16 protein-coding genes and 1 riboswitch are annotated in these 21633 nt (G+C 71.2%); of the genes, 9 read left to right on the top strand and 7 right to left on the bottom strand.

Annotated elements, in window-relative coordinates; all coding sequences use genetic code 11:
* Position 1: 1 nt before the first annotated feature.
* Together ACWCRB_RS00985 and ACWCRB_RS00980 are read right to left on the bottom strand one after the other, a co-directional pair.
* Positions 2-1621, bottom strand: coding sequence for an ABC transporter substrate-binding protein (locus tag ACWCRB_RS00985; RefSeq protein WP_450993962.1), 1620 nt, complete (start codon positions 1619-1621; stop codon positions 2-4).
* A gap of 214 nt (positions 1622-1835) precedes the next feature.
* A complete protein-coding gene (locus ACWCRB_RS00980) occupies positions 1836-1952 on the bottom strand; it encodes a putative leader peptide (protein ID WP_332874970.1) in 117 nt (38 codons plus the stop codon).
* A gap of 34 nt (positions 1953-1986) precedes the next feature.
* Positions 1987-2100, bottom strand: a riboswitch (SAM riboswitch).
* Positions 2101-2346: 246 nt separating this feature from the next.
* On the opposite strand from ACWCRB_RS00980, the gene ACWCRB_RS00975 reads away from it, so the two are divergent.
* Together ACWCRB_RS00975 and ACWCRB_RS00970 are read left to right on the top strand one after the other, a co-directional pair.
* On the top strand, positions 2347-5211 hold the full coding sequence (locus ACWCRB_RS00975) for an AAA family ATPase (protein WP_450993961.1): 2865 nt from the start codon (positions 2347-2349) through the stop codon (positions 5209-5211).
* A gap of 123 nt (positions 5212-5334) precedes the next feature.
* Positions 5335-6963, top strand: coding sequence for a S53 family peptidase (locus ACWCRB_RS00970; RefSeq protein WP_450993960.1), 1629 nt, complete (start codon positions 5335-5337; stop codon positions 6961-6963).
* A 188-nt stretch (positions 6964-7151) separates the two neighbouring features.
* On the opposite strand, the gene ACWCRB_RS00965 is transcribed toward ACWCRB_RS00970, so the two are convergent.
* Positions 7152-8192: an Lrp/AsnC family transcriptional regulator gene (locus tag ACWCRB_RS00965; protein ID WP_369037358.1), complete on the bottom strand. Its 1041-nt coding sequence runs from the start codon at positions 8190-8192 to the stop codon at positions 7152-7154.
* A 154-nt stretch (positions 8193-8346) separates the two neighbouring features.
* Between ACWCRB_RS00965 and ACWCRB_RS00960 the strand changes: the two genes are divergently transcribed.
* Together ACWCRB_RS00960 and ACWCRB_RS00955 are read left to right on the top strand one after the other, a co-directional pair.
* Positions 8347-9645, top strand: coding sequence for a metal-dependent hydrolase family protein (locus ACWCRB_RS00960; RefSeq protein ID WP_450993959.1), 1299 nt, complete (start codon positions 8347-8349; stop codon positions 9643-9645).
* Positions 9645-11216 carry an AbgT family transporter gene (locus ACWCRB_RS00955; protein WP_450993958.1) on the top strand — a complete coding sequence of 524 codons (1572 nt, stop codon included), beginning with the start codon at positions 9645-9647 and terminating at the stop codon, positions 11214-11216. The genes ACWCRB_RS00960 and ACWCRB_RS00955 overlap by 1 nt, the downstream gene beginning before the upstream one ends.
* 23 nt (positions 11217-11239) lie before the next feature.
* Here ACWCRB_RS00955 and ACWCRB_RS00950 read toward each other — a convergent pair whose 3' ends face one another.
* From ACWCRB_RS00950 to ACWCRB_RS00935, 4 genes are all read right to left on the bottom strand, one after another.
* A complete protein-coding gene (locus tag ACWCRB_RS00950) occupies positions 11240-12043 on the bottom strand; it encodes an alpha/beta fold hydrolase (RefSeq protein WP_450993957.1) in 804 nt (267 codons plus the stop codon).
* A 213-nt stretch (positions 12044-12256) separates the two neighbouring features.
* The gene (locus ACWCRB_RS00945; RefSeq protein WP_450993956.1) at positions 12257-13408 is read right to left on the bottom strand and encodes an LLM class flavin-dependent oxidoreductase; all 1152 of its coding nucleotides are present in this window, start codon (positions 13406-13408) and stop codon (positions 12257-12259) included.
* A 94-nt stretch (positions 13409-13502) separates the two neighbouring features.
* Positions 13503-14423 carry a sugar phosphate isomerase/epimerase family protein gene (locus ACWCRB_RS00940; RefSeq protein WP_450993955.1) on the bottom strand — a complete coding sequence of 307 codons (921 nt, stop codon included), beginning with the start codon at positions 14421-14423 and terminating at the stop codon, positions 13503-13505.
* Positions 14424-14477: 54 nt separating this feature from the next.
* Positions 14478-15665 carry a Gfo/Idh/MocA family protein gene (locus ACWCRB_RS00935; protein ID WP_450993954.1) on the bottom strand — a complete coding sequence of 396 codons (1188 nt, stop codon included), beginning with the start codon at positions 15663-15665 and terminating at the stop codon, positions 14478-14480.
* Positions 15666-15829: 164 nt separating this feature from the next.
* On the opposite strand from ACWCRB_RS00935, the gene ACWCRB_RS00930 reads away from it, so the two are divergent.
* From ACWCRB_RS00930 to ACWCRB_RS00910, 5 genes are all read left to right on the top strand, one after another.
* A complete protein-coding gene (locus ACWCRB_RS00930; RefSeq protein ID WP_450993953.1) occupies positions 15830-17113 on the top strand; it encodes an ROK family protein in 1284 nt (427 codons plus the stop codon).
* 156 nt (positions 17114-17269) lie between these two features.
* On the top strand, positions 17270-18388 hold the full coding sequence (locus ACWCRB_RS00925; RefSeq protein ID WP_450993952.1) for a Gfo/Idh/MocA family protein: 1119 nt from the start codon (positions 17270-17272) through the stop codon (positions 18386-18388).
* A gap of 71 nt (positions 18389-18459) precedes the next feature.
* On the top strand, positions 18460-19791 hold the full coding sequence (locus ACWCRB_RS00920) for an ABC transporter substrate-binding protein (protein ID WP_450993951.1): 1332 nt from the start codon (positions 18460-18462) through the stop codon (positions 19789-19791).
* 10 nt (positions 19792-19801) lie between these two features.
* Positions 19802-20794 carry a carbohydrate ABC transporter permease gene (locus tag ACWCRB_RS00915; RefSeq protein WP_450993950.1) on the top strand — a complete coding sequence of 331 codons (993 nt, stop codon included), beginning with the start codon at positions 19802-19804 and terminating at the stop codon, positions 20792-20794.
* Positions 20791-21633 (top strand): carbohydrate ABC transporter permease, encoded by an 843-nt coding sequence (locus ACWCRB_RS00910; RefSeq protein WP_450993949.1) that lies wholly within the window; start codon positions 20791-20793, stop codon positions 21631-21633. Before ACWCRB_RS00915 ends, ACWCRB_RS00910 begins: the two co-directional genes overlap by 4 nt.

Genomic DNA, 21633 nt, shown 5'->3' with positions numbered 1-21633 from the left:
CCTAGCCGATCCAGGTGTCGTGCAACTGGACCCGGCTGCCCGAGTCGAAGGCGAGCCCGTGCACCCTCTTCGTCACGGCCAGCTGGGTCTGGAGCTCCACCACCGGGACGTTGTACGCGTTCTCCACGATCAGCTTCTGCGCCTCGGTCACCAGCTGTTGCCGCTCGGTGGCGTCCGTGGTCGCGGCCTGCCCGGCCAGCGTCGTGTCGAGCGAACTGGCGGGCAGACGGTAGAAGTTGGCCAGCTTGCTGGAGAAGGAGCTGCGCAGGATGTCGGGGTCGGCGCGGGTCACGTTGCTCCACACCAGGTCGAAGTCGCCGCCCTGGAGCGTGGTGGCGAACTGGCTGACCTGGCCCTGCTTGAGCACCACGTCGATCCCGACGTCCTTCAGCTGCTGCTGGACCAGCTCCAGCGCGGGCTGGTTGGTGGCGGCGTTGGGGAACCAGGCGATGGTCAGGCTCAGCTTCTTGCCGTCCTTGGCGCGGATGCCGTCACTGCCCGTCTTCCAACCGGCCTCGTCCAGCAGGGACTTGGCCTTGGCCGCGTCGAAGGCGAGGTCGGCGGAGAGGTCCGTGTAGTCGGGCGTCGTGTGCGCGAGGACGCTGGTCGCCGGCCGGGTGCCGGTCGGGAAGACGGTGTCGGCTATCTGCTTCCGGTCGACAGCGGCCAGGATCGCCTGACGCACCTTCGCGTCCTTCAGCACCGGCCGAGAGTTGTTGACCCCCAGGCCGAACACCACACCGGGGTTGGCCCGGCGCAGCAGCGTGACCTGACCGCCCCCGAGCGCCGCCTCGTTGGCCCTGCCGACGCTGCTGATCGCGTCCACCTGCCCGGACTGGAGACTGCCGGCCCGCACCCCCGCCTCGGGCACGACCTTGAACACCAGCTTGTCGAGATAGGCCTCGCCCTTCTTGGACCACAGCGCGGAGCCCCAGTCGTACCCGGTGCGCTTGACCAGGGTGATCGACTGGTTCTGCACATACTGCTTCAGCGCGAACGGCCCGGACCCGATCGCGCCCTCGCTGCACTTCTGCTGCGGGGACCTCTTCACGCTCGCCGACGACTCGATGCCCAGCGAGTGGGTCGAAGTCGCCTGCAGGAACTGGGCGTTGGGCTCCTTGAAGGTGACCTTGACGGTGAGCGGGTCCACCACGGTGGTGCTCTCCACGCTGCTCAGATAACCCTGGGGGAGACTGCCCAGCGCGCCGAGCTTCGGCACCGCGTCGAAGTTGTCCTTGACGACCTGCGCGGTCAGCTTCGACCCGTCGCTGAAGGTGACGCCCGACCGCAGATGGAACGTGAACTGTGTCGCGTCGGCGTCGATGTCCCAGCTCTTGGCGAGCCACGGCACGATCTTGCCGGTCTCGGGGTCCTGGTCGGTGAGGGAGTCCACGGTCTGGCGTACCGAGTAGATGCTTTCGTTGCTGCCGGACTGCTGCGGGTCCACGCAGCCGGCGTCGGAACCCACCGCGAAGGTCAGGGTGCCGCCGGACTTCGGCCGGCCGCTTCCGCTGCTGGTGTCGTCACCGCCCGACCCGCAGGCGGTCAGCAGAACACTGGTGGTCAGCAGGGCGGCCAGGGGCGCCCGACGGGAGAGTCTGGAATCCGGGAGTGCTGTCACGGAGGGTTTCTCCTACTCGTATCACCAGGCACGGGGTGCCGTGCTAGGCACGGCCGTGCATGGGTGTGCGGCCCCGGCAGGCTCGACACCGGCCGCGGGGGAGCGCTGTACAGACATGTGGTCAGGGGGAGGCGACACCGGGAGCGGTGGCAGGGAGAGAAGCGCGAAGTGGCGCCGGCCGGTGACGGACGTCAACCGGCGCGGACCGGGCTCGTCAGGATCGACAGAGGCAGCTGGTCGAGCGCTTCAGATCGATGTGGCGTCGGCGCGAGAGCCGGGAGAAGGGCGTGGCGTCGGCGAAGGAGGCAGGCAGGTCACCGCTGTGCCGCATACCGGTCCTCCCTGATCTCCGGCCCCGATCGAGGGCCACGCGCTTGCGGGAATCGTCGGTGATCCCGCCGGGCTTTCACCTGGAGCACCCCACCGCGCGGGAGGGTTGCCGGTCAGCAAGCCAGGGCTTGACGCTGACACTCAATGCCGGACGCGATCGTACGGAGCGGTCTTGTCGTACGTCAATGCCGGAAAGGGGCATCCTGAGGTGGAACTCCGGCCGGCCGAGCCGCTGTTGCCGACGGCGCCGCTGCGGCCACCGCATTGACAAGCCGAATCCACCAGGGCTGTCATGAGCACATGATCCAGTGCCCCGCGCCCCGCCCCCGACGAGCCGACGGCCCTGCCCCCGGCTCCCGGGCCGGGCGTGGGCGATCGCCACGGGTGTACCGCCGGTGAGCGGTCGCCGTGAGCTGCTCGACACCGCCCGGGCGGTTTTGACGGAGCGTCACGGAGTGCTCCTCCACGGCCCCGAGGGCATCGGCAGGTCCACGCTCGTGGCCGCCCTCATGACGTCCGCGCCGGGAACAGTGCTGTACTGCTCGCCCGCTCCGGAGGACGTCCGGCTCCCGTTCGGCGGTCTCGTCGACCTGTTCGCCCGGGTGCCGGAGGGCTGCCTGGAGGCACTGCCGTCCGAACCCCGGGCGGCACTGCGGGCGGCCCTGCTCCTCGGCCGCGAACCCGCCGACGGCCGGAGCCGTCTCGCGGTGCGTCTCGCCGTCCTCGAAGTGCTGCGCGCCCTCGCCGCCACAGGCCCTGTCCTGCTGGTCGTCGACGGTCTCCAGTGGCTCGACGAGCCGACCGCCGAGGTCCTCGCCTTCGCCGTACGCCGGGTCGAGGGCCTCGGCGTACGGATGGTGGCCACCGAGCGGGTGGCCGAGGGCGAGCAGCCCGAACGGCTGCGCTGCTGCCCGCCGGACACCGTCGAACTCCCCGTGCCACCGCTCGGCGACGACGAGGTGGCCCACCTAGTGCGCACCACCGTGGGCGCCGAACCACCGCCGGGCGTCCTGCGGGCGATCCAGGACACCGCCGCCGGAAACCCGTCGTACGCACAGGAGTTGGCGCGAGCCGCCCCGCGCGACCCGGTGCCCTTCGGCCGGCCACTGCCCGTGCCCCGAAGACTCCGCGACCGACTCCTCGACCGGACACGCTCGTTGCCGCAGCCGGCCCGGCACACCCTCCTCGTCACGAGCGCCACCGCCCATGCCACCCTCACCCTCCTGCGTGCCGCCGGACTCCCCGACCCCGTCGCCGATCTCGCGGCGGCCGAACGCATCGGCGTCGCGGAGGCCGACGCCCACGGCACCGTACGGTTCCGGCATCCGCTGCTCCGGGCCGCCGTCTACGCCGACGCACCGGAACACGGGCGCCGCGAGGCGCACGCCCTCCTGGCCCGCGCCGCCACCGAGCCCGTGGAGCGAGCCCGCCATCTCGCCCTCGCCCACCCGTACGAGGACGAGACCACCGCCCGCACACTGATGTCGGCGGCCGAGGCCGTACGCCGCGACGGCACCCCCGACGCCGCATTCGAACTCGCCGGGCTCGCCGCCCTGCGTACTCCCGCCGACCGCCCCGAGGACCGCGCCGACCGGCTGCTCGCCGCCGCCGAATACGCCTGCGACGGCGGGCTGTCGGAGGAGGCCGCCCGGGCGGCCCGAACCGTCCTCGCCGGGTCGGGCTCCGCGCGGCGGCGGGCCCGGGCCCGGGTGATCCTGCTGCGCAATGCCGGGCAGGCGCTGGAGGGCACCCGCGACCTGATCGAGGAGGGCCTGCGGGACGCGGCCGGCGACCCGGAGGCGGAGGCCTGGCTGCACTACTGGGCGGCCGTACGGGGGCTGCTGTGCGGGGAGTTGGCGGACGCCGCCCGGCATGCCCGGCGCGCCGCCCGGCAGGGGCGGTCGGTCGGTGACACGGACACCAGGATCGGGGCCCTCGCCACCCTCGCCCGGGTGCTGTCCCTGGCCGGGGAAGCGGTCGCCGCCGACGCGGCCCTGGAGGAGGCGCTCGGGCTGGCCGGCGGCGCCGACGCCGGCCCGGACAGCTGGGGACTGATCCGGATGCGTGCGATCCTCGCCCTCGACTCCGACAGGGTCGTCGAGGCGGGGGAGCGTGTCACTCGGCTCCTCGCGGAGATCGGCGAGTTCGCCGGGGTCGAGGAGACCGTGGCGACCCTCGTCGCGCTGACCCGTATCCAGGTGCGCGCCGGGCACTGCGGGGAGGCGCTGCGCACCGCCGCCCGCTGCTCGCGCACCCTGACCGGGACGGGCGTCCAAACCGCGCCCGCCCTGTACGCGGCGGCGCTCGCGGCGACCGCCGGCGGCACCGCGCAGGAGGCCCGGCGCCTCGCCGAACAGGCGGTTCGGGCCTCCGAGGCGGACGGCGACCGGCTGTTCCTGCTGCGCGCGCTGGCGGTGCTCGGCCAGGCCCAGTTGCTCGACGGCGACCCACGGGGTGCCGCTGCCGCCGTCGAGACACTGCAACGCGTCAAGCGGCTGGGTGAGGCGATGTGCGCGGCCGACCCGCCGCTGCTGCACTGGTACGCCGACCTGGCCGAGGCCCTGGTCGTCCTGGGCGAGACGGACGCGGCCGGAGCCGTCCTCCAGGATGCCCGTACACGAGTGTCCCGCGATGCGCCCGGGAGCGTACTGGCGGCTCTGGACCGGGCGGAGGGGCTGCGGGAGGCCGCGCTCGGCCGGGCGAAGGAGGGGGCGCTGCGGCTGCGTACCGCCGTGGACCGGCTGCGCCGGCTTCCCTTGCCCGTCGAGCTGGTGCGCGCCCTGATCGCCCTCGGTACGGTCGAGCGCCGCGCACGGCACCGGAGCGCGGCGCGGACGGTCCTGCGCGAGGCGGCGGAGACCGCGACCCGGATCGGCGCCGCTCCCCTCGCGGCACGTGCCCGGGACGAGCTGGTGCGGCTGGACGCCGGGGACCGCGCCGGTGAGGCGGGCGGCCCCGAACTCACCCCCACGGAGGCCAGGATCGCCGAACTGGTCGGCGGCGGGGCCACCAACAGGGAAGTCGCCGCACGGCTGTTCATCAGCGTCAAGACGGTGGAGGGTGCCCTCTCGCGGGTCTACCGCAAGCTCGGCGTCCGTTCACGCACCGCGCTCGCGCACGCGATGGCGGTCGCCGTCCTCGCCTCCGGGGCCGCCGTGGGATACGGCGACGACGACCAAGTGACCCCCGTGACACAGGGAGTGACGGTGAGTCAGCCCGGGCGGATCCGGATGTCCCGCACGCCCGACACACGCCGTTGACGTGACATGTGCAGTTAACACGGAGAGCAAGGGTTCCCCCGCTTATGGGGGAGGGGCCGCCGTTCCTACGGTGAAGCCGTTCCGCTTCAGGGACAGCCACCCCCCACTCCTCGGAGGACGTCAGTGAAGTCACGTCTGAAACTGCTCGGACTGGTCGCCGCACCGGTCCTGCTCGCCGCAGCCGTCCCCACCGCCTACGCGGCCAACATCGCGCAGCCGCACGCGACTCGGGCGGCCGTCACCGGAGACGTCCTCAAGGGCCTGAACACCCACGCGACCCGCACCGGCAAGGTCGCCGCCGGGAAGCGCATAGCGGTGGCGATCAGCCTCACCCCCAGAAACGCCAAGGCGCTCGACACCTTCGTGGCCAAGGTCAGCGACCCGAAGTCGAGTTCCTACGGCCACTATCTGACGAAGGGGCAGTTCGCCGCCCGCTTCGGCCGGACCGACGCCGAGGTCGAGCAGCTCAAGGACTACCTCCGTGCGCAGGGCCTCACCGTCGGCAAGGTCCACTCGGGCAACCTGCTCGTCGACGCGAGCGGCACGGCCGCCCAGCTGGAGAAGGCCTTCGGCACCAAGCTGTCGACCTGGAAGGACACGGCGTCGGGACGTTCCTTCTACGCCAACGACGCCGCGCCGACCCTGCCGTCCGCCGTCGCCGCCCTGGTCAGTGATGTGGCGGGCCTCAACAACCGCGTCCAGCTGCACCACCAGTCGACGTCCCGTGTCGCGCCCCGCAACGGCCCGGGCGGCGGCTACACCCCGGCCCAGCTCAAGGGCGGCTACAACGTCTCCGGTACCTACACCGGCAGCGGCCAGAAGATCGCGCTGCTGGAGTTCGACGGCTTCCAGCAGTCCAACATCACCAAGTACGACACCAACTACAGCCTGGGATCGCCCACCCCGACCGTGTCCAAGGTGGACGGCGGCTCGGGGGCGCTCGGGGACGGCCAGGTCGAGGTCGAGCTGGACATCGAGGTCCTGCACGCCATCGCCCCCAAGGCGAACGTCACCGTCTTCGAGGGCCCCAACTCCGACGCCGGCGAGGTCGACACGTACCAGGCCATCGTCGACAGCGGTATCCCGACCACGTCGATCAGCTGGGGCGCCGCCGAGAGCGCCCGCACCACCTCCAACATCAACGCCGTGGACGCCGTCTTCAAGGCGGGTGCCGCCCAGGGCCTCGGCTTCTACGCGGCCTCCGGTGACGACGGCTCCGACGACGCGGGCGACGGCGGCACCTCCGTCGACTACCCGGCCAGCGACCCGTATGTCACCGGCGTCGGCGGCACCAAGCTGACCGTGACCTCCGCCAACGCCTTCAGCAAGGAGGTGGCCTGGTCCGGCGGTGGTGGCGGCAAGTCCTCCGTCTTCAAGATCCCGAGCTGGCAGACGGCCGTCCAGAAGAGCGCGGGCGGCGGCTACCGCCAGGTCCCGGACGTCTCGGCGCACGCCAACCCCAGCCCCGGCGTCTCGATCTACTCCCAGGGCTCCTGGTCCTCGGTGGGCGGTACGAGCGCGGCGGCACCGGAGTGGGCGGCCTTCGCGGCCCTCTACAACCAGCAGGCCGCGGCGGCCGGTGAAGCCAACCTCGGCTTCGCCAACCCCGCCCTCTACTCGGCGAGCGGCACCGGCTTCCACGACATCACCAGCGGCAGCAACGGCGCCTACTCCGCCGCCACCGGCTGGGACTTCACCACCGGCTGGGGCTCGTACAACGCGGCGACTCTGGCAACCAAGCTCCTGGGCTGACCGACTGACAGATCGACGGACCAAGCGCGGGCCGGGACCCTTCCCGGCCCGCACTGCCGTCTCCGGCGAAGTCCGCTCCGATCGGGCAGCGCCCCGCAGGGGCGCGCCCAAGGGGCGCGGGGAACTGCGCGACCAGCCACAACGGCGCCGCAGCGAACCGACAACACCGACTGGCACCCAGCGGAGCGTCACCCCTGCGGATGCCGCAGCGGCACCACCCCCACGCACCGCCCCTCCCGGTCCAGCAGCCGTCCCATGTGCTTGACCGTCCGCAGCACCACCGAGCGGTCGTCGACCGTGAGACGCGGCAACTGCCGGGACAGATGGGCCTCGAAGTCGTGGACGTCGTGCAGGTCCCGCAGCCACACGTCGATCACCAGGTTGTGCGGGCCCGCGGTGATCGCGCACGAGCGGACCTCGCGCACCCCGGACAGCGCCCTGCTGGTCTCCGCCACGAACTGGCCCGGTACGGAGGCGAAGTACACGGCGGACAGCGGCCAGCCCGACAGAGGCCGGGCCAGATCGCAGCGCAGGCTCAGCCGTGAGGTGAGCAGCGACTGGAGTCTGCGGCGGACCGTGGTGAGGCTGGTGTCCGTCGCCGCCGACAGGTCCCGCAGGGACAACCGGCCGTCCGTGCTGAGCAGTTCGAGCAGGTGGGCGTCCAGGGCGTCCCAGCCGGCCTCGTCCGCGGGCCGGCACGGCGGGGGCAGGGCCGCCTCGATACGGGCGCTCTGGACGGCGTCCAGGCTGCGCAGCCGCCACCGGCTGCCCTCGGTCGGGAGGCCGGTCGACACATGGGTGCGGGTCGCCCGTACCCCGGGTGTCCGCTGGAACAACAGCGTGGTGAGGTGCGCCAGTTCGTCCAGGCTCCGCGTCACCACGGACGCCACCAGGTCCCGGCCGCCCGCCGTGAGCTTGATGTTCGTCACCGCCGGATCCGCCGCGAGGGCCCGCGCCACGTCCGGAGCGGTGCCCGGCTCGGTGTCCACCTCGACCACGGCGGTCACCACGATCCGCGAGTTGGACAGCCGGGGGTAGGCGGTCACCCACGCCAGCCCCGCCTCGGTCAGCCGGTGCCAACGGCGGGCCGCCGTCACCGGGTTGACCCCGAGCACCTCGCCGACCAGCTTCCACGGCGCCCTGGGATGGATCTGCAGGGCGTGCACGACTCCCCGGTCCAGCTCGTCGAGTCCGTCGGCCTCCACGGTGGCGGAATCCTGCACCCCCATGGGCGGCACATCCCTGCGCACACCCGGGGAATCGGACGTGAAATCTGCGTGGTGACCCGGAGTACTTCCGCGCATCCCACACTCCCTTCTCCTGACCCCGACCGGCCCGGACCGCTTCCGGCAGTCCCCGACAACAGAGGAGTGACCGCATCCGATGACGAATGCCACGACCCCCGAGGCACCCCGCACCGCCCTGCGGATCCACCATGCCCGGCTCATCGACGGCACCGGCGCGGCTCCCGTGGACGACGCCGTCGTCGCCGTCGACGCGGAGGGAACCCTCACCTACGCCGGACCCGCCGCGACGGCGCCCCCGGCTTCCGGGAATGCTTCCCCGGTGCGCGAGATCGACGCGGGCGGCCGTACCGTACTGCCCGGCTTCTTCGACTGCCATGTCCACCTCGCCTACGCGCAGGGCTCCCCGCCCGGCCGCCGCGCCGAACTCGACCCCGTCCTGGTCACCCTGGACACCGCGGGGCGGCTGCGCCAGACCCTCGACGCGGGCATCACCAGCGCCCGCGACCTGGGCGGGCTGAGTGCGGGCTACCGTACCGCCGTCGAGACCGGCCGGATCGTCGGCCCCCGGCTGCACACGGCCGTACGGATCATCAGCCACACCGGCGGCCACGCCGACGTACGCCTGCCCGACGGCACCGACCTCAGCGCCGGGATGTCCGAGATCGCCGACACGGCGGACGAGGCCCGGCTCGCCGTGCGCCGGGTGCTGCGCGAGGGCGCCGACCTGGTGAAGATCTGCGCCACCGGCGGCATGGGCAGCCCCTACGACCAGCCCGACGACGAGGGCCTGTTGGAGGAGGAGATCCGGGCCGTCGTCGACGAGGCGCGGCGGCACGGCGGCAAGCCGGTCGCCGCCCACGCCCAGGGCAACGCGGGCATCCTGAACGCGCTGCGGGGCGGGGTGACCAGCATCGAGCACGGCTACGGGCTCGACGAGCAGGCCTTGTACATGGCGGGCGAGCAGGGCACCTTCGTCGTGCCGACGCTGTCCACCGTGTACGCCGGCATCAACAAGGACACGATGCCCGACTACCACTACCAGAAGAAGGTCCGCTGGTCCGGGCTGACCAAGGAGAACATCGCCCGCGCCATCGAGTACGGCGCCCGGATCGCCCTCGGCACCGACGCCGCCGTCGGCCCGCACGGCGTCAACCTGATGGAGCTGAGCTATCTGGTGGACCTCGGCATGGACCCGATGGACGCCATCGTCGCCGGCACCCGCACCTCCGCCGAACTCCTCGGCGTCGCCGACCGGTTGGGCACCCTGACCGCCGGCCGCACCGCCGACCTGATCCTCTGCGACGGCGACCCGCTCACCGACATCGGCGTCCTCGGCGACCCCGCCCGCATCGTCTGCGTCGTCCAGGACGGCGTCGTACGCAAGGACCTGCTCGACCTCCCGCTCCCAGCCGCCCCGACCGGAAGGCAACCGTGATGTCCTCACTGACCGACCTCCCAGCACCGGACAGCAAGTCCCCGGAGACGGGCCGGCCGAGCGGCCTCGACCGGGTGCTCTCCCTCATCGAGCGGGTCGGCAACGCCCTGCCCAACCCGATCGTCCTCTTCGCCGGCCTCTTCCTGCTGCTGGCCGCCGTCTCCACCGGCCTCGAACTGGCCGGCGTGTCCGTCAAGGTGCCCGGCACCGACGAGACCAAGCACATCACCGGGCTCTTCAGCGGCGACGGTGTGCGCTGGCTGGTGGAGAACCTCATCGTCAACTTCGCCACGTTCCCGCCGATCGGCGCCGTCCTGGTGCTGATCATGGTGGTCGGGCTCGCGGAGAAGACCGGCCTGCTGGAGACGGTGATGCGGGCCACCCTGGCGAGAGTGCCGCGCCCGGTGCTGCCGTACGCGGTGGCGCTGATCGCCAGCCAGGCGCACATGATGAGCGACGTCGCCGCCATCGTGCTGCCGCCGCTCGCCGCCCTCGTCTTCAAGAGCGCCGGACGCCACCCCGTCGCCGGCCTCATCGGCGGCTTCGCCTGCGTCACCGCGGGCTACGCCGCCGGGTTCACCATCGGCTCGCTCGACGCCCTCTACGTGGGCATCACCCAGCAGGCCGCCTCGGTGCTCCCGGCCGCCGAGGGCCTCGACATCCATCTGCTGATCAACTACTTCTTCACCGCGGCCAGCAGTGTCGTGCTCGCGGCGGTCGGCGGTTTCCTCATCAGCCGGGTGCTCGAACCGCGCCTGGGCATGTACGAGGCCGGCGCGGACGAGCCCGAGCAGCAGGACCTCACGCTCACTCCCGTCCAGCGGCGTGGGCTGCTCTACACCGGTCTGGTCGTTCTCGCCTACCTGGGCGGGGTGCTGGCCCTGTGGCTGCCGGCCGGGGCTCCACTGCGCGGCGAGGGCGGGGCCTTCGTGCCCTCGCCGTTCCTCTCGGGCATCGTGCCGGTGCTCTTCGGCGCCTTTCTGCTGGCCGGGCTGACCTACGGGTTCACGGTGAAGAAGCTCACCGGCGCCGAGGACGTGGCGACGGCCGTCACCGAGTCCGTGAAGAGCATGTCCGGCTACCTCGTGATGATGTTCGTGGCCGCCCAGGTCATCGCTCTGTTCACCTGGTCCAACGTGGGTGTGCTGCTGGCCGTGAAGGGCGCCGCCCTGTTCAAGTCCATGGGTGTGACCGGCTTCTGGGCGATCATCGTGTTCGTCCTGCTGGTCTCCTGTCTCAACCTGTTCATCCTCTCCGGCTCCGCCCTGTGGTCGCTGGTGGGGCCGGTCTTCATCCCCGCGTTCATGCTGATGGGGATGAGCCCGGCCCTCACCCAGGCGGCGTTCCGGATCGGGGACTCGGCCACCGGCGTCATCACCCCGATGAACCCCTACCTGTTCCTGATCCTGGCGATGCTCCGCCAGTACGAGCCGGACGCCCGCCTCGGCACACTCATTTCCCGGCTCGCCATCTTCGTGGTGCCGTTCATGGCGATCTGGCTGGCGATCCTCGGCATCTTCTACGGCTTCGACCTGCCCCTCGGCCCGGGCGCGCACATCGGCCTCCCGTGATCGTGGCGCGGGGCTGCCGCCGATCAGCCCCGCGTCGCCCATTCCCGGACCACCTCGGCGAACTCCTGCGGCAGTTGCTCCGGGACGGGCACGTGCCCGCCCGACAGCACCCGGGTCTCGCAGCCCAGCGCGGCGGCGAACTTCTCCAGGCCGGGCAGGGAGTAGTGGTCGCCGGGCGCGCAGACGGCGAGGGTGGGGGCGGTTATGTACGGCAGCCGCTGGTCCATGGCGTACCGCCGGACCGCCACGTGGCCCTCCTCGACCCGGTCGAGGACGGTCAGGGCGTCCACCATGAAACGGTTGAGGGCGGCTTCCTCGCCGAGTCGGTAGAAGTCGCGGCGCCGGTTCCACAGCTCGACCAGGTGCGAGCCGTCGGTCCGTGGCACGACATGGTCGATCTGCTTGCGCTCACCCGCCGTACGCCGCTTCTCCTCGTCGACGAACGGCGTGGCGGACAGCAGCAGTCCGGCGACCCGGTCCTGGTGCCGGGCGGCCAGTTCCACCGCGATCACCCCGCCCGTGTGATGCCCGACGAGATGGAAGCGGTCCAGCCCCAGCGCCTCGATCAGGGCGTCGGCGGCATCGGCGAACCGCTCGATCGAATGCGGCCCCTCGGGCTTCGCGGAGGCGCCGTAGCCCAGGGTGTCCATCGAGATCGCCCGGTGCGTGGCGCCGACCAGCGGCAGCACGTCGAGGTACTCGGTCCAGGAGCGCGGGGTCTGGTGCAGCATCAGCACGGGGTCGCCCGTGCCGCACTCGACGTAGTGCAACTGTCCGAAGGGGCTGGGCGCGTAGCCCTTCCGCAGGGTGTTCAGGGGGTTCGTCATCGGTGACCTGCCTTTCCTGTTCCTGTAAAGGGGGTGGGTGGTGCGTTGTCGGCTGCGGGTGCGTCGTGGCTGGTCGCGCCCACGCGGCGGTAGCCGCAAATTCAATACAGCCCCGCGCCCCTAGGTATGCGCCCGGCGCCGATCGCTTTTAAGGGGCGCGGGGAACTGCGCGACCAGCCCCCACCAGCCCGCAGCCGACAACGCACCCCTGCACTAAGGCACCTTGAGGGAGAGCGCCGGCAGTACGGAGGCGCCGACGGACTCGATCAGGTCGGTGGGTGGGTCGTAGGAGCCGACGTGTTGCAGCAACACCCCTGACACCCCGGCGGAGTCGAGGTCGCGGAGCCGGGACGCGATGTGGTCGGCCGTGCCGAACAGGCAGAACTCCCGGGCGAATTGGACTGCCGCCTCGTCGCTGATCCACTCCGAGCAGATCTCCACGGCGGCCTTCCAGTCCTCAGCGTGCACGAGGTCCGGGTAGACGCCCTCGACGGTCGCGGGAACGTCGACGTCGATGCCCGCGAGGGCCAGAAAACCTGCTCCGCCGTTCTGGGCGATCGACGCGCAGACGGGCTTGAGGAGCCGGGCGTCGGCCTCGACGTCGTCGGTCACCGCGCAGAACGCGGAGACGGTCAGGGGCAGGGCGTCGGCGTCGCGGCCCGCCGCCTCGGCGCCCTCGCGTACCCGGGCCGTGGCGCTCGTGAGCGTCCTCGGCGAGATGCCGCTGAGCAGGATCACGCCGTCGGCGATCTCGCCCGCGAGCCGCAGGTTCTTGGGGCCGCTCGCCGCCAGGTGCAGGGGGACTTCGGGGCGCGGATCACGCAGCCGGGACTTGGCCCCGCCCCCGAAGTCCCACTCCTCGCCGTCCAGCAACGCCCTCACCATGCGCAGCCCTTCGCGCATCGCCGCCGAGGTGGTCTGGCGCAGTCCGACGGGCCCCACCGAGCTGTTGCCCACGCCGAGGCCGAGCGTGAACCTCCCGGGTGCCAGTTCGGCCACGCTGCGCGCGGCCGAGGCGACGACCGCCGGGTGCCGGGTCGCCAGGTTGGTGACGGCGGTGCCCAGCCCGATCCGCCCGGTGCCCAGGGCGGCGGCGGTCAGGGTGGTGAACACGTCCCGCCACAGCAGCTGGGAGTCGGGGAACCAGACGTCGTCGAAGCCCAACTCCTCGGCGCGGCGCACGGTTTCGAGCACCCGGTCCGCCCGGTCGCAGGGAGGTACGCGGACACCGATGCGCAGGGGGGCCGGTGCCGTGCCCTGCGACGGGGGCCGTGCGTCGCCCGTGAGTGGTCGTCCCTGTCCGTCCTGTCCCTGTCCGTCCTGTCCCTGTCCGTCCTGTCCGTGTCTGTCTGGAAGAGCGCTCATGGTCGGGAGCGTAGGGACGGCCAGGGCTCCGGCCCCATGGGATCGGTCCGGCCAGCGGGACGCACTGCTCCGCGTGCGGCGGAATCACCCCACTTCACTCCACGAGGAGCGGGCGCAGTGTCCTGTGGGCGATCCGCAGGCCCTGTTTCACCTTTTCCGGAGTCCCGGACCAGACGGGGTCCTCGTGTTCGACGGAGAGGGTGCCCGTGTATCCGAGTTCGTGGAACCGGTCGACGACGCGGCGCCAGTCCACCTCGCCCAGGCCGGGCACACGGTAGCGCCACCAGCCCGTCTCCCAGGGGTTGCCGCCCTTGTTCACGGTGCCGAAGAAGCCGAACCGGTCACGCCTGCCGGGGAAGGTCTCCACGTCCTTGGCCTGGGTGTGGACGATCCGGTCGATGTACGGCTCGATGGTCGTGAGGGGGTCGACGCCGATCCAGGTCAGGTGCGAGGGGTCCCAGTTGAGGTAGAACCCGAGGCCGAACATCCACTCCCACAGCTCGGGCGAGTAGGCGAGGTTGCCCGGGTAGCCGTCGGGGTGCCAGCCCTCCATCACGCAGTTCTCGATCACGATCCTGACCCCGCGGTCCGTGGCGTGGTCCACCAGCTCGGGCAGGATCTTCTCGCCCTCGCGCAGGTTCTCCGCGACGCTGAGCCGCGGATCGCGCCCGATGAACGTGCCGACCGACTCCACCCCCAGCCGCGCCGCCACATCGATCACACGCTTGAGGTGGGTCCGGATCGCCTCCCGGGCCACCGGGTCGGGGTGCAGGTTGTTCTCGTAGTAGGCCAGCGAGCTGATCTCCAGGCCGGTGCGGCGCAGCAGTTCACGGGTGGCGTCCTCGTCGGCGTTCGAGAAGGCCGCGACGGGCAGATGGGAGGCTTCGAAGTCGCGGCCGCGGCCGTCCGGCCACACCGCGACTTCGAGGCTCTGGTACCCCTCGCCGGCGGCCCAGGTGGCGATCTCCTCCAGGGACAGGTCGGGGAGGCACGCTGTCAGAAGTCCGAGTTTCATGGCGCTGGTCCTTCGCTGAGTGACGACTTGGGGCTCGGGGGAGCGGGGTGGAGGTCAGCCGGGGACGGTGGTCCACGCGCGCCGGTCCGCCGAGGTCATGACGGCGTCGACGAGATGGGCGGACCGCACTCCGTCCAGCACGGTGGGGAGGCCGTCGGGGGCCTCGCCGTGGACGGCGGCGTAGGAGTCCTTGACGAAGTGCTCGAAACACTCCAGATAGCCCTGGGCGTGCCCGGCGGGCACGATCGAGAGCCGGGCCGCGTCGGCGGAGTTGGACGCCGGGTCGCGTACCACCGTCTCGGTGCGGTTCTGGTGGCCGAGCCATAGGGATTCCGGCAGTTCCTGGTCGAACACGGCGCTGCCGTCGGCGCCGTCGAGTTCGAGCCACAGCCGGTTCTTCCGGCCGGCCGAGACCTGGGAGACGGTCGCGGACACCAGCACTCCGTCCGTCGTCCGCCCGAGAACGCCGAGCGCGTCCTCCGTGGTGACCGGGACGCGTGCGGAACCGGCGGGAGCCCGGCCCGAGAACGACGGGCCGCCGGAGTCGGGCCGCTCGGCCACCGTCGTGGTGGCCTCGGCCAGTACCTCCGCGAGCCGGACCCCGGCCACCCATTCCACCAGGTCGAACCAGTGCGAGCCGATGTCGGCGAAAGCCCTTGAGGCGCCGCCGAGCGCCGGGTCCACCCGCCAGTTGGTGTGCTCGGGCGTCAGCAGCCAGTCCTGCAGATACGAACCGTGCAGCAGCTGCCAGGGGCCGAAGTCGCCCGCCGACACCCGGGCCCGCAGTTCGCGGACCATGGGGTGGTAGCGGTAGACGAACGGCACGGTGGCGACCAGGCCCGACGTCGCGGCGGTGTCGGCGAGCAGCCGGGCCTCGGCCGCCGACGTGGCGAGGGGCTTCTCGCAGATGACGTGCTTTCCCGCCAGCAGCGCGTCGCGGGCCTGCGACACGTGCAGGTGGTTGGGCGTACAGACGTGGACGACATCGATGCCGGGGTCGCCCAGGACGGCGTCGACGTCGGGATACGCGACCTCGACCTGCCAGTTCCGTGCCGCCGCCCGGCTCCGCTCCGGTGAGGAGGCCAGGACGCCGACCACTTCCGCGCCGGCCGCGCGTGCGCTGCGGAGGTGAACCCCCGCGATCATTCCGGCGCCGAGGACGGCGACCCGAGGTCGCGGTGCCCGTGGACGTCGTACGTGTGTGCTGTCGATGCGGAGGGTGTGCCCTATCGGGGCGGTCATGCAAGGTCCTTTCGGCAACTGCCGTACGGAACCCGCCTGTACCGGCCTCATCCGCTGCCAACAATATGAGCTGTTGTTCTGCCGGAACACCCCCATGAATAATGTTGTTTTTGGAATAATTGGCCGCCGTCGCCACCCGTCACCGGCGTCATAAGGGAGTGGACATGGCAGCACGACTGGGTGCACCGGGCAGTGGCTCGCGCCGTCACCCCGACGCGGTCCGCAGCCGGATCGCCCGGCTGGTCGCGGCGGGCGAGGCGGCCCACCGCCTCGACCTGTCCCGGCTCACCGGGCTTTCGCGGTCCTCGATCCACACCCACGTGCAGGATCTGGTGGACGCGGGCCTGCTGCACGGCGACGACGCCGCGGGCGGCGGCAGGGGCCGGCCGGCACTGCGGCTCTCTCTCGCGGGTGACGCGGGCGTCGTGCTCATCGCCGACCTCTCCGCCTTCTCGGCGCGCTGCGTGGTGGCGGACCTGACCCAGCGGGTGCTCGCCGAACTGACCCTCCCCTGGCGGCTCGCCGAGGGCCCGCAGCTCACCCTGTCGTTCCTCGCGGACCGGTTCGCCGGCCTGCTGGAACAGGCCGGGATCCCTGCGGACCGGCCGCGCGTCCTGGTCGTCGGCCTGCCGGGCCCGGTGGACGTGGCGCGGGGCATGGCCGTCCGCCCGCCGATCATGCCGGGCTGGGACGGTTTCCCGGTGGCCGAGAGGCTCGCCGCCGAGTTCGACTGCCCCGTCCTGGTCGACAACGACGTCAACCTCATGGCCCTCGGCGAGGCGCGCACCGTGCCGCCCGAGCAACTGCCCGTGTTCTTCGTGACCGTCGGCGCGGGCATCGGGGCCGGGTTCGTGCTCGCCGACGGCACGCTCCACCGCGGCGCCGACGGCGCGGCCGGGGACATCGGGCACATTCGCGCCCCCGGCGCCGACGACGTGGTGTGCCGGTGCGGCAAGGTCGGCTGTGTCGAGGCCCTGGCGTCCACCGGGGCACTCGCCCGCCGCCACGCGCCGCCCGGTGCGGCGGACGGCGCCGACGCGTCGGCGGGCACGGCGGCGGACGACGCCGCGATGCGGGCCTTCCTGGGGCGGCTGCGGGACGGTCTGCCGGACGAGCTGCGGGCGGTCCGGGCGGCGGGGGCCACCCTGGGGGAAGTCGTCGCCCTGTGCATCCACATGCTGAATCCGCGCCATGTCGTCGTGGGCGGCGAGGTCGTGGAGGCGAGCGACGATCTGCTCTCCGCGGTGCGCGGTGTGGTGTACCGGCAGGCCCTGCCCCTCGCCACCCGTGAACTGACCATCACCCGCAGCGTGCTGGGGAGGGACGCGTCGATGGTCGGGGCGATGGTGCTCGGCGTCGAGCACCTGCTGTCGCCGACCGGGATCGGCCGCTTCCTGGACCAGGACGACAGGCACGACACCGCGCGGGGCGCACACCCGGCGAGGTGACGGCCTTTCACCGAGTCGTTCACCCAAGCGGTCCGTTCAACGGAACATCGCGCTTCTACGCTCCCCACGGAGGCCGCTAGCTTCCGACACGTCTCGCACGTCCGGTCTCATCCAACCGGCGGATTCGCTCCGCGCGAACCAGACTTGGGAGACACGGTGAACCAACCCACCCCTCGCGCAAACATCGGCGTCGTCGGTGCGGGCGTCGTCTTCGACGCGTACGCCCTGGGGCTCGCCTGGTACGGCGATCTGCCCGTCGTCCGGGTCGCCGACATCGACGTCGGCAGGGCCCGTGCCAAGGCCGAACTCCACGGAATCCCCGCGTACGGCACGCCCGAGGAGCTCTACGCCGACCCGGACGTGGACGTCGTCGTCAACATCACGCCCCCCGTCGCCCACTGGGAGGTCACCCGGGACGCGCTCGCCGCGGGCAAGCACGTGTACAGCGAGAAGCCCCTCGCGGCGACGGCCGAACTCGCCCGTGCCAACCTCGACCAGGCGCGTGCCGCCGGCCGGGTCCTCGCCGGCGCCCCCGACACCTTCCTCGGCACGGCCGGTCAGACGGCCCGCGCGGCCGTCGACCGGGGTCTGATCGGCACTCCGTTCGCCGCGACGTCCTTCGTCCGGTCGCCCAGGGTCGAGACGAAACACCCCAACCCCGGGTTCTTCTACCAGCCCGGAGGCGGACCGACCCTCGACTGGGGTCCCTACCATGTGGCCGCCCTGGTGAACCTGCTCGGGCCCGTCGCCGAGGTCGTCGGGACCAGTGCGATCCCGACTCCCCGGATCGCCGTCACCGCGCCGGACCGGGTCGTCGACGAGGTCGAGGTGACCGTGCCGACGACGACCGCCTCGATCCTGCGCACCGTCTCCGGCGTGATCGTCTCCACCCTCTACAGCTTCGACATCTGGGACATGACGCTGCCCCACATCGAGGTGTACGGCACCGAGGGCACGCTGAACATCCCCAACCCGAACCACCACGACGCCCCCGTCCTCATCAAGCGCCGTACGGACGCGGACTGGTCGGAGCTTCCCCCGGTGCTCCCGCCCACCTGCGACCCGGCCGTACGGCTCTTCCGCGGGCACGGTGTCAACGACCTGGTCGAGTCGCTGAGCGGCGAACCCCTGCGCGTCTCGGGCGAGTTCGCCCTGCACGTCCTCGAAGTCCTCGAAGCGATCGAGCAGTCGACCTTCGCCGGCGGGGTGCGTGCGATCAAGAGCACGGCTGTGCAGCCCGCGCCGGTCGCGGTAGCCGACTCGGCCTCCGCCTGAGTCTCCCTCCGGCCCCGCACGCCGGCCGCGGATCGAAGTACCAGCAGGACCCACCCTCGAAAGGAACTCCCATGCAGCGTGCGATTCGCACGGCGGCACTCGCGACGGCGGCCGTACTGGCCGGCGCCGGTGTCACCGCGTGCGGCGGCGGCTCGACCTCCTCGTCCGGCGCCGACACCATCACCTACTGGGCCACCAACCAGAGCGCCAGCCTCGACGCGGACAAGAAGATCCTCCAGCCGGAGATCGACAAGTTCACGAAACAGACCGGCGTCAAGGTCGAGCTGGAGGTCATTCCCTCGGCGGACCTGCTCAACCGCATCCTCGCGGCGACGACCAGCGGCAAGGGCCCCGACGTCCTGAACATCGGCAACACCTGGTCCGCCTCGCTGCAGGCCACCGGCGCCTTCGTACCGTGGGACAAGGCCAAGCTGGCCGAGGTCGGCGGCGCGTCCCGCTTCCTCCCGACGGCGCTGAAGTCGACGGGCGCCACCGGCGAGGACCCGATGAGCCTGCCGCTCTACACCAACGCGTACGAGCTCTACTACAGCAAGAAGCTGTTCAAGGCGGCCGGGATCAGTGCGCCGCCCAAGACCTGGAGCGAGTTCGTCTCCGCCGGGCGCAAGCTCACCAAGGACACCGACGGCGACGGCGAGACCGACCAGTGGGGTCTGGGCATGCAGGGTGCCTCGCCCTCGTACGCCGCGCACCTCGCGTACATCCTCGGCACCCAGCACGGAGCCGAGGTCTTCGACGGCCACACCCCGAAGTTCGCCGACGCGGGGATGGTCGACGGGATCGACCAGTGGCTGTCCTGGATGGGCGAGGACGGCATAGCCAACCCCTCGGACGCGGAGGTCGCCGACAAGACCGCGATGACGCAGAGCTTCGCGGCGGGCAAGGCCGGGATGATCCTCGCCCAGGCCTCGACGGGCCTGACGCTGAGCCAGTTCGACATGGCGGCGGACGACTACGGCGTCGCACCCGTGCCCGCCCAGGACACACCGCCCGCGGGCGGCAAGGACATCGGGTCCTTCGTCGGCGGGATCAACGTGGCGATCTTCAAGAACACCGGGAACCTCGACGGCGCCACCCGGTTCGTGAAGTTCCTGACCAGCGCCGGTGAGCAGGTGATCCTCAACAAGGTCTACGGGACACTGCCCTCGGTCACGGACGCCAAGGATCCGGCGTTCGAGACCCCCGCACTCGCCGTGGCCCGCGACACCCTCGCCGACCGGTCCCAGCCGCTTCCGCAGATCACCGAGGAAGCACAGTTCGAGACCCTGGTCGGCTCGGCGATGAACGGTTTCGCGGCACGGACCGCGACCGGGGACCAGCCCGGGAAGTCAGCCATCAAGGATGAGATGGCCGCGGCCAACCAGAAGCTCGAAGCCGGCAGCTAGGAGCTTCCCGATGGCAGTCATCAGTCCCTCCGGGACACGTGAGACTCCCGAGACCCCGGACAAGCAGCGGCGACCCGAACGCCGGCGCGCCCGCGGGAGCAACCGCAAGTGGATCCCGTACCTCTTCCTGCTCCCCGCTCTGGCGCTCGAACTGCTCATCCACTTCGTGCCCATCGTGCTCGGCACGGCGATGAGCGTGCTGCGGGTGACGCAGTACCAGATCAGCCACTGGTGGGAGGCGCCCTTCGCGGGCCTCGGGAACTTCAGGATCGTCCTGGACCTCGACGGCCCGACGGGAAAGTCCCTGCTCCAGTCGTTCCTGGTCACCCTCGCCTTCACGGCCGTCGTGCTGTCCGCGACCTGGCTCATGGGCATGGCGGCGGCGCTCGCCCTCCAGCGTCCCTTCCGCGGCCGGGGCCTGCTGCGGACGCTGTTCCTCGTGCCCTACGCCCTGCCCGCGTACGCCTCGGTCATCACCTGGCGTTTCATCTTCCAGCGCGACAACGGCATGCTCAACCACCTGCTCGGCCAGGCCGGGCTGACCGACGGCAACCCGTTCTGGCTGATCGGCCAGAACGCGTTCTGGGCGGAGTGCGTCGTCGCGATCTGGCGCATGTGGCCGTTCGCCTTCCTGTTCCTGATGGCCGGCATGCAGGCCGTTCCGCAGGACGTGTACGAGGCGTCGAGCATCGACGGAGCCGGGCCCTGGCGGCAACTGCGGTCCATCACCCTGCCGTTGCTCTCGCCGGTCAACCGGGTGCTGGTGCTCGTGATGTTCCTGCACACCTTCAACGACTTCAACACGCCGTACGTCCTGTTCGGCGCCGGCGCCCCGCCCGCGGGGGACCTCATCTCCGTGCACATCTACGAGAGTTCGTTCGCCACCTGGAACTTCGGCCTCGGCTCCGCCATGAGCGTCCTGCTCCTGCTGTTCTTGCTGCTGGTCAGCGCCTGCTACTTCGCCCTCACCCGGAGGACCAGCCATGACAAGGACAAGCCATGACTCATGACACCCCGGGCTACCGGCTGTTCCGGTACGTCACCCTCACCCTGCTGTCGCTGTTCGTCGCCACCCCGCTGTACGTCATGGTGACCTCGTCGCTGAAGTCGCTCCCGGACGTACAGGGCGAGTTCACCTGGATTCCGGCCTCGCCGACGTTCCAGTCCTTCGTCGACATCTGGCAGACCGTGCCGCTGGCCCAGTACTTCGTGAACTCGCTGATCGTGGCCGTGACCGCCACGGTGCTCTCGGTGCTGGTCGCGGTCTTCGCCTCCTACGCGATGAGCCGCTGGAACTTCCGCGGCGGCGCCACCTTCAAGGGCGCGGTGCTGGCCACCCAGATGTTCCCCGGAATCCTGTTCCTGCTGCCGCTGTACCTGCTGTTCGTCTACGCCGACCAGAACTTCGGCACCGACCTCGTGGGTACCCGTACCGGCCTCACCATCACCTATCTGACCTTCTCCCTGCCGTTCGCGGTGTGGATGCTGGTCGGATACTTCGAATCGGTGCCCCGCGAACTCGACGAGGCCGCGAAGATGGACGGCGCGGGGCCGCTGCGCACGCTGCTGCAGATCATCGTGCCCGCCGCGACACCGGGAATCGTCGCCGTGTCGATCTACGCCTTCATGACGGCCTGGGGCGAGGTGCTCTTCGCCTCGGTCCTCACCAGCGAGGAGACCCGCACCCTGGCCATAGGCCTGCAGGCCTACTCCACGGAGGTGAACGTCTACTGGAACCAGATCATGGCCGCCTCGCTGGTCGTGTCCGTTCCGGTGGTCGCCGGATTCCTGCTCCTCCAGCGCTACCTCGTCGCCGGATTCACCGCGGGGGCAGTCAAGTGA

The organism is Streptomyces sp. NPDC002156 (assembly GCF_053593675.1).
Note: the sequence above shows the minus strand (reverse complement) of the source record. Positions and strands in the feature narration are given on the sequence as shown.

What these genes read in the sequence shown, in the direction of transcription:
- ACWCRB_RS00980 (WP_332874970.1), bottom strand. Translation starts at nt 1,952, where the DNA reads ATGCGGCACAGCGGTGACCTGCCTGCCTCCTTCGCCGACGCCACGCCC.
- ACWCRB_RS00965 (WP_369037358.1), bottom strand. Translation starts at nt 8,192, where the DNA reads ATGGGGGTGCAGGATTCCGCCACCGTGGAGGCCGACGGACTCGACGAG.
- ACWCRB_RS00960 (WP_450993959.1), top strand. Translation starts at nt 8,347, where the DNA reads ATGACGAATGCCACGACCCCCGAGGCACCCCGCACCGCCCTGCGGATC.
- ACWCRB_RS00955 (WP_450993958.1), top strand. Translation starts at nt 9,645, where the DNA reads ATGTCCTCACTGACCGACCTCCCAGCACCGGACAGCAAGTCCCCGGAG.
- ACWCRB_RS00950 (WP_450993957.1), bottom strand. Translation starts at nt 12,043, where the DNA reads ATGACGAACCCCCTGAACACCCTGCGGAAGGGCTACGCGCCCAGCCCC.
- ACWCRB_RS00945 (WP_450993956.1), bottom strand. Translation starts at nt 13,408, where the DNA reads ATGAGCGCTCTTCCAGACAGACACGGACAGGACGGACAGGGACAGGAC.
- ACWCRB_RS00940 (WP_450993955.1), bottom strand. Translation starts at nt 14,423, where the DNA reads ATGAAACTCGGACTTCTGACAGCGTGCCTCCCCGACCTGTCCCTGGAG.
- ACWCRB_RS00935 (WP_450993954.1), bottom strand. Translation starts at nt 15,665, where the DNA reads ATGACCGCCCCGATAGGGCACACCCTCCGCATCGACAGCACACACGTA.
- ACWCRB_RS00930 (WP_450993953.1), top strand. Translation starts at nt 15,830, where the DNA reads ATGGCAGCACGACTGGGTGCACCGGGCAGTGGCTCGCGCCGTCACCCC.
- ACWCRB_RS00920 (WP_450993951.1), top strand. Translation starts at nt 18,460, where the DNA reads ATGCAGCGTGCGATTCGCACGGCGGCACTCGCGACGGCGGCCGTACTG.
- ACWCRB_RS00915 (WP_450993950.1), top strand. Translation starts at nt 19,802, where the DNA reads ATGGCAGTCATCAGTCCCTCCGGGACACGTGAGACTCCCGAGACCCCG.
- ACWCRB_RS00910 (WP_450993949.1), top strand. Translation starts at nt 20,791, where the DNA reads ATGACTCATGACACCCCGGGCTACCGGCTGTTCCGGTACGTCACCCTC.